4 protein-coding genes are annotated in these 5,833 nt (G+C 53.3%); 1 reads left to right on the top strand and 3 read right to left on the bottom strand.

Annotated elements, in window-relative coordinates; translation table 11 throughout:
* Positions 1-319: 319 nt before the first annotated feature.
* The 3 genes from C8N31_RS20040 to C8N31_RS20030 all read right to left on the bottom strand — a co-directional run bounded on the left by C8N31_RS20040 (position 320) and on the right by C8N31_RS20030 (position 3,903).
* Positions 320-787, bottom strand: coding sequence for a hypothetical protein (locus C8N31_RS20040; protein WP_025050066.1), 468 nt, complete (start codon positions 785-787; stop codon positions 320-322).
* A gap of 33 nt (positions 788-820) precedes the next feature.
* A complete protein-coding gene (locus tag C8N31_RS20035) occupies positions 821-3,247 on the bottom strand; it encodes an ATP-binding protein (protein ID WP_037919161.1) in 2,427 nt (808 codons plus the stop codon).
* A 344-nt stretch (positions 3,248-3,591) separates the two neighbouring features.
* A complete protein-coding gene (locus tag C8N31_RS20030) occupies positions 3,592-3,903 on the bottom strand; it encodes a hypothetical protein (RefSeq protein WP_025050068.1) in 312 nt (103 codons plus the stop codon).
* 150 nt (positions 3,904-4,053) lie between these two features.
* On the opposite strand from C8N31_RS20030, the gene C8N31_RS20025 reads away from it, so the two are divergent.
* Positions 4,054-5,514, top strand: coding sequence for a primase-helicase family protein (locus tag C8N31_RS20025; RefSeq protein WP_146173165.1), 1,461 nt, complete (start codon positions 4,054-4,056; stop codon positions 5,512-5,514).
* Positions 5,515-5,833: the final 319 nt, after the last annotated feature.

The raw sequence follows: 5,833 nt of genomic DNA, 5'->3' as shown, positions 1-5,833 counted from the left end.
TTCGCTCTGGCTTCCTCCGCTCTCGCGACGGAATGCCCCCGTTTATGCCCCATTTTCTGTCGCTGTCAGGGTAAGCCGATGAAAGGCATCACGGGGGTGGGTTTCCTACCATCCCAGCCACTCTTTCGCTCATGATGAACCGTTACTTCTAGGGTGCCTCTGTGGCCAGGAATGCCCCCAAAAATGCCCCAGATCAGGAAGTCCATTAGGTGGGTGTATCTTGTTGTGAGATCTCAATCGGGAACGGGAGTAACGGGTACAACGGGTCTGCTCCCTTTGGGGTTCCCCAGAGCCGTGACAGCTCTGAGGGTGGTCTTAGTTAGGCTACCTTCAGGAGGTCGAAACCAGAGTAGCCGGGTTGTTTGTCGATCGGGTGATCGTAACCGTCAGGCCCAGTCACTTTGCCCCGGTAGAGACTGTAGCCGGGCTTCACCCAGATGGCTCTGGCGTAATCTTTGCCGCCCCATTTGGCCTTCTGAAGTTGCCAGCTAAGGTCTGGCATCATGTGGCTTAGCCGGTTGGGGTTCATCCGAAGCTCTTCGCTGACCAGAAGGCCTAGTATCTTTTGGGGGATAGCGCCCCTTCCATCTTCCTCCAGCAGCTCTTCCAGTTGTTGCAGCATCGTTTCCTGAGATGTTGCTCGGATCTGCTGCATAACCAAGGTGTCAATGGTCGAGGTATCCAGAGACTTTGGATTGAAGTCCTCAGGTAGATCCCGCTGCATCAGCGCACGGTAGACTTTAGCAAGGTTGCCTTCGTCATCCATCCAGGCGTGGAACTCTACCATAAACTTAGCGAAGTCTAGGAGTCTTCCGTGCCATCAAGCGACCTGCGCAATCTCGGTTGCGTTTGCCAGTGGACAGGTAAACCAAAACACGGTCTCTTTGCCCGGCTCACTATCAAAGCCAATCTGCCCCCCCATCGATTCAATCAATTGGCGCGAGATGTTCAAGCCAAGACCGGTTCCGCCCCGTTGCCGGGAATCTGAACTGTCTGCCTGCGAAAACGGTTGAAAAACTTTGTCCCGAAACTCTTCTTGGATGCCGATCCCCTGGTTGCTCACCGAAACTCTGGCGCAATCGGGAAAGAATTCAGCACTGAGGCGGACAGTCGTGCCGGCATGAGCGAATTTGCATGCATTGGACAACAAGTTGCTCAACACCTGAATGATCCGTTTTTTGTCAGTCCAGATGTCTTGCTCGCCCTCGGGGGCTTCTACGGACAATTGCACGTTCCATTGCGATGCGTAGGTCTCGGTATGTTTGCTGGCGAGGGCCATTATGTCGCTCAAGCGCTCCGGCTTTGCGTCGTGCGCCATGCTGCCTGCAGTGACTTTTTCCATGTCCAGGATATCATTCACCAGACTGACCAGCCGCTCTGAGTTGGACGAGGCGATTTCGATCAAACGGTCCGCGCCGTTGGTGTCCACGTCTTTTAGTTGAACCTGCAATAACCCGAGCGCCCCTTTGATGGAGGTCAAAGGCGTGCGCAATTCATGGCTGACTGTTGCAACGAAATCGCGTTTGAGTTGCTCCAACTTATAGCTTTCGGTGATGTCCATCTGGATTCCCAGCATCCGGATCGCAGTGCCATCAGAAGAACGTTCTACCACTACGGCATCGGATTGCATCCAACGCCACTCATTCTGGGCTACTTCGACGCGGAACCGAACCGAAGCACGATCCGCGCTGCCGTCAATGCAGGCGGCCTCGGCTTCTTTCAGTAAGGCAACGTCATCTTCATGCATCAGAGCAATCTGAAAAGAATAAGGGTCGGCACCGCCCTCCATTTCAGGTCTGTGCAAGAGCATTTTCCAGGTTTCTGAAACCACTGAGGTCTGATCGCGCAGGTCCAAATCAAAGACGCCGATTTCAGCACTGGTCAGGGCGAGGTTCCAGCGTTGCTCAGTCTTGGCAATTTCTTGCGTGTGCCGTTCACTTTGGGTGATATCGCGCATCATCAAGGTGAACCGCGTCTCACCGTCTGCTGTGAACCATGTGTTCTTTTCAATCTCGACAATCCAGGGTTCCGCATCCCTGCCGGCCGGAGGCAGCTGCACTTTCGTCCTGCCTTGACTGCGGCAAAGATCATAATCGGGTAGGACCTCCCCAACGGAAAACCGCGTCAGGTCGATCTGGTTGGCCGCTGGCAGCAGAAGTTTCTGTGCCGCATCGTTCGAATGCAAGATTCGCCCTGCCGGTGTCACTGAGACAATGGCAAGCATCGCGTTTTCGAGGATCGAGCGTTTCTCTTTGCCCTGGGTTTCCAGATCGCGGGTCTTTTGCGCAACGGTCAGGGCAATTGTCTGGTTCTTTCTCATCAGAAAGCGCAGCATCATGCTGACCAATGCAGTGATCAAAAGCCCCAGCATCAGGACAATCCACCGGGCCCGAAATGGCTGAGAGGCATCGAATTTTTCGGTGCTGCTCCAAGACAGCGCAAAGGTCTGACCAAGTTTATTGATCGTTTGGCTGCCCGTGAAATCTGATGTGATGGGGGCGGCGACGGCCAGATCGCCCTGACCTGCGGCGAGGCCATCGGGGTCTGGCACCGCCTTCAATTCGATAAGCTCCGACTGTGCGGCCGTCAGAGACTTGAATGCATTTTCGATATTCATCACGGCAAAAGCAAATCCGACCAATTCCTCACTAGGCGCCTGGGAATCTTGCCCATCGCTGAAAGGTCTGAAAATCGGTTTGATCAATAATGCCAAAGGCTGACCGTCCGGCGCGGAAAGGCCGGGGAGATCCCTTACCGCGAGAGTTTGTCTTGTCCTGCGCGCCTCTTGCGAGGCTGCAAGTAGTTCGGGATGTTTGGAAAACACCAACCCAACCAAATTTCCATGATCGACCGAGGGTTCGACATATTGCACCACAGTCATATTCTGTTTCAAAGCAGCAGTCGCGCCCGTCAAACCTTCGCCAATGTCCTTGGTCATGGCCAGTCCGATGGCATCCAAACCGAACATGTTATCTTGGACCTTCAAGGCGTTGGCGTAATTCGTCATATCCTTGGCTGTGACAAGATCGGATCCCAGCACCAAACCGGACACCCCAATCAGGACGCGGCTGTATTCTTCAAAGCGCCGGTCGAGTGACACAAGGCTTTGATCAACCAAAATCTGAAAGCTCTCATGGGAACGGCTTTGGGCAATACTATGCACAAGTAGGAATGAGCCATATGAAAGGCTGAGAAAGACAAGCAAAACAGCCGCCTGTAACCATTCGATACTTTGTCTTGGCGGCATGCCAAACCTCCTTCCTACGAAGCGCTTGATATACAGGCTGCCCTGGGCATTCTGCTAAGGCGCAATTGTCCTGAGACTTGATTGTGAATTGAAAAAGCGCTCAAAATATGGCGACAATCAGAGCATTGTAGGAGGACTATTGCGGATGCCGAAACCTCGGGTGCCCAAAATAGGGGTCGCAACCCGCAAGAAGCCAACCAAGTTAGGGAGGTCATTGCTAGCTGTTCCTTAACCGTGACAGCGGCACTGAAACAGCCAGTCAGTGTTCTTCTGCCTTCGACGGCATAGGTGGCCGCAATCCGGCGGATCAGCAAAACTGGCTTGGTGCGCATGTCTCGACAAGGTTATAGTGCTAAATTATTCCAAAAAATCAAGCCATTAGATAGCGTAAAGTCGATCTCGGGATAATCGCCGGCAGCGGCCGAGCTGGGCTCAAAGCCCCTGGTCGCAAGAAGATCTGCTACGGTCACGAAAGCCAGCAATATCCAAGTGACGATTGGCAATTCCCGCCAGCACAGAACTGAAGCGACACCCGTTCCACCCATAGCACCCGTTCGAGAAAACCCTTGCATCTCTGCTTTACCCAAGGTAATCAGAACATCCTTTTTAGGCATAGATTTGTAGGCACAGGCCTGAGAGCCCAGACTCTCGAACATGAACGCATAGCGCTGAGCGGCAAGGCCGCATCCCCAATAATCCGGACGGCTCTACGAACAACCGAGTCGTTCTTTATGTGAGTGGACCTTGAGGTCTGTACGATAGTTATGCGCCTCTTGGCTCCGCTAAAAGCAAGAGAAAACAATAAGATGAACAAACAAACCACTGAAACTAAGGAGAAAAACACACCTTCCAAAATCCAGCTGCCGATGGTGTTGGAGAAAACCGAAAATACCATGCCTAAATCCGAAACCGACGAACTGCGGATCGATATCGTGAGTGGCTGTATTGCCGACAAGTTCGTCAGGTTCGAAGGCAAGTATCTGCATGTGGATCACAGGAAAAGTCGCCTGAACCAAGGTGATGCTATTCGGGTCGCGCGGGGGATCATTCGGGATATGTTCCCAGATGAGCACAAAGACCCGGAACTCGTGACCAAGATCATCACAAAGGTGCTTGGAGATGACCCTGACGAGGCGAGTAATACGATCGCTCTGTGGGACGGAACCATACGGTGCGCACCTGGCAACTCAAACCGAGTATTGCGAGGTCCAATCATGGCGTCGATAAACTCCTGGGTTGACCCAGCTTATCGCCAGCGACGTGGTATGGTTGGCGATTTGTCCATGTTGGAGAGATTTCTCGATTGGACTATCGTCAATGACGGGGACCGTGAGCTGCTTCTCAACTGGCTTGCCTGGAACCTCCAGAACGAGGAGAAGAAGCCCGGTTGGGCCATTCTGCTCTACTCGCACGAGAAAGGCACAGGCAAGAGCACTTTGTGTAAGCTTATGGCCAAGCTGTTTGGCTCAGAGAACACGTTCTCATCCAATGGCGTTAGTAAGATTACAGGCCAGTTCAACGGGCCAGCGCTGGAGAACAAGCTGCTGAATCTGGAAGAGATTAAGCTGAAGCCAACGTCCGATCAGGGCAACGCAATCAAGACCCTGATCACAGAAGAGGATACGACGTCCGAGCGAAAGGGGATCGATGTCGAGAAAGTAAAGCAATGCTGTGTGATGGTTGGGACCTCCAACCATTTGCCCCAGTGGCTCGAGGGTAACGACCGCCGCTTTCTCGTGGTAGACATGGGCCATGAGGGGCATGCTTCTGGACCGAAAGCAAAAGACTTCGCTAAGTTTATGGTAGAGTTCCACGCCTGGATGGATGACGAAGGCAACCTTGCTAAAGTCTACCGTGCGCTGATGCAGCGGGATCTACCTGAGGACTTCAATCCAAAGTCTCTGGATACCTCGACCATTGACACCTTGGTTATGCAGCAGATCCGAGCAACATCTCAGGAAACGATGCTGCAACAACTGGAAGAGCTGCTGGAGGAAGATGGAAGGGGCGCTATCCCCCAAAAGATACTAGGCCTTCTGGTCAGCGAAGAGCTTCGGATGAACCCCAACCGGCTAAGCCACATGATGCCAGACCTTAGCTGGCAACTTCAGAAGGCCAAATGGGGCGGCAAAGATTACGCCAGAGCCATCTGGGTGAAGCCCGGCTACAGTCTCTACCGGGGCAAAGTGACTGGGCCTGACGGTTACGATCACCCGATCGACAAACAACCCGGCTACTCTGGTTTCGACCTCCTGAAGGTAGCCTAACTAAGACCACCCTCAGAGCTGTCACGGCTCTGGGGAACCCCAAAGGGAGCAGACCCGTTGTACCCGTTACTCCCGTTCCCGATTGAGATCTCACAACAAGATACACCCACCTAATGGACTTCCTGATCTGGGGCATTTTTGGGGGCATTCCTGGCCACAGAGGCACCCTAGAAGTAACGGTTCATCATGAGCGAAAGAGTGGCTGGGATGGTAGGAAACCCACCCCCGTGATGCCTTTCATCGGCTTACCCTGACAGCGACAGAAAATGGGGCATAAACGGGGGCATTCCGTCGCGAGAGCGGAGGAAGCCAGAGCGAA

The organism is Sulfitobacter mediterraneus (assembly GCF_003054325.1).
GTDB classification, from domain to species: Bacteria; Pseudomonadota; Alphaproteobacteria; order Rhodobacterales; family Rhodobacteraceae; genus Sulfitobacter; species Sulfitobacter mediterraneus.
Note: the sequence above shows the minus strand (reverse complement) of the source record. Positions and strands in the feature narration are given on the sequence as shown.

Excerpts from the sequence above, each read along its gene's own strand:
- C8N31_RS20035 (WP_037919161.1), bottom strand. The coding sequence starts at position 3,247 with ATGCCGCCAAGACAAAGTATCGAATGGTTACAGGCGGCTGTTTTGCTT.
- C8N31_RS20025 (WP_146173165.1), top strand. The coding sequence starts at position 4,054 with ATGAACAAACAAACCACTGAAACTAAGGAGAAAAACACACCTTCCAAA.
- C8N31_RS20030 (WP_025050068.1), bottom strand. The coding sequence starts at position 3,903 with ATGTTCGAGAGTCTGGGCTCTCAGGCCTGTGCCTACAAATCTATGCCT.
- C8N31_RS20040 (WP_025050066.1), bottom strand. The coding sequence starts at position 787 with ATGGTAGAGTTCCACGCCTGGATGGATGACGAAGGCAACCTTGCTAAA.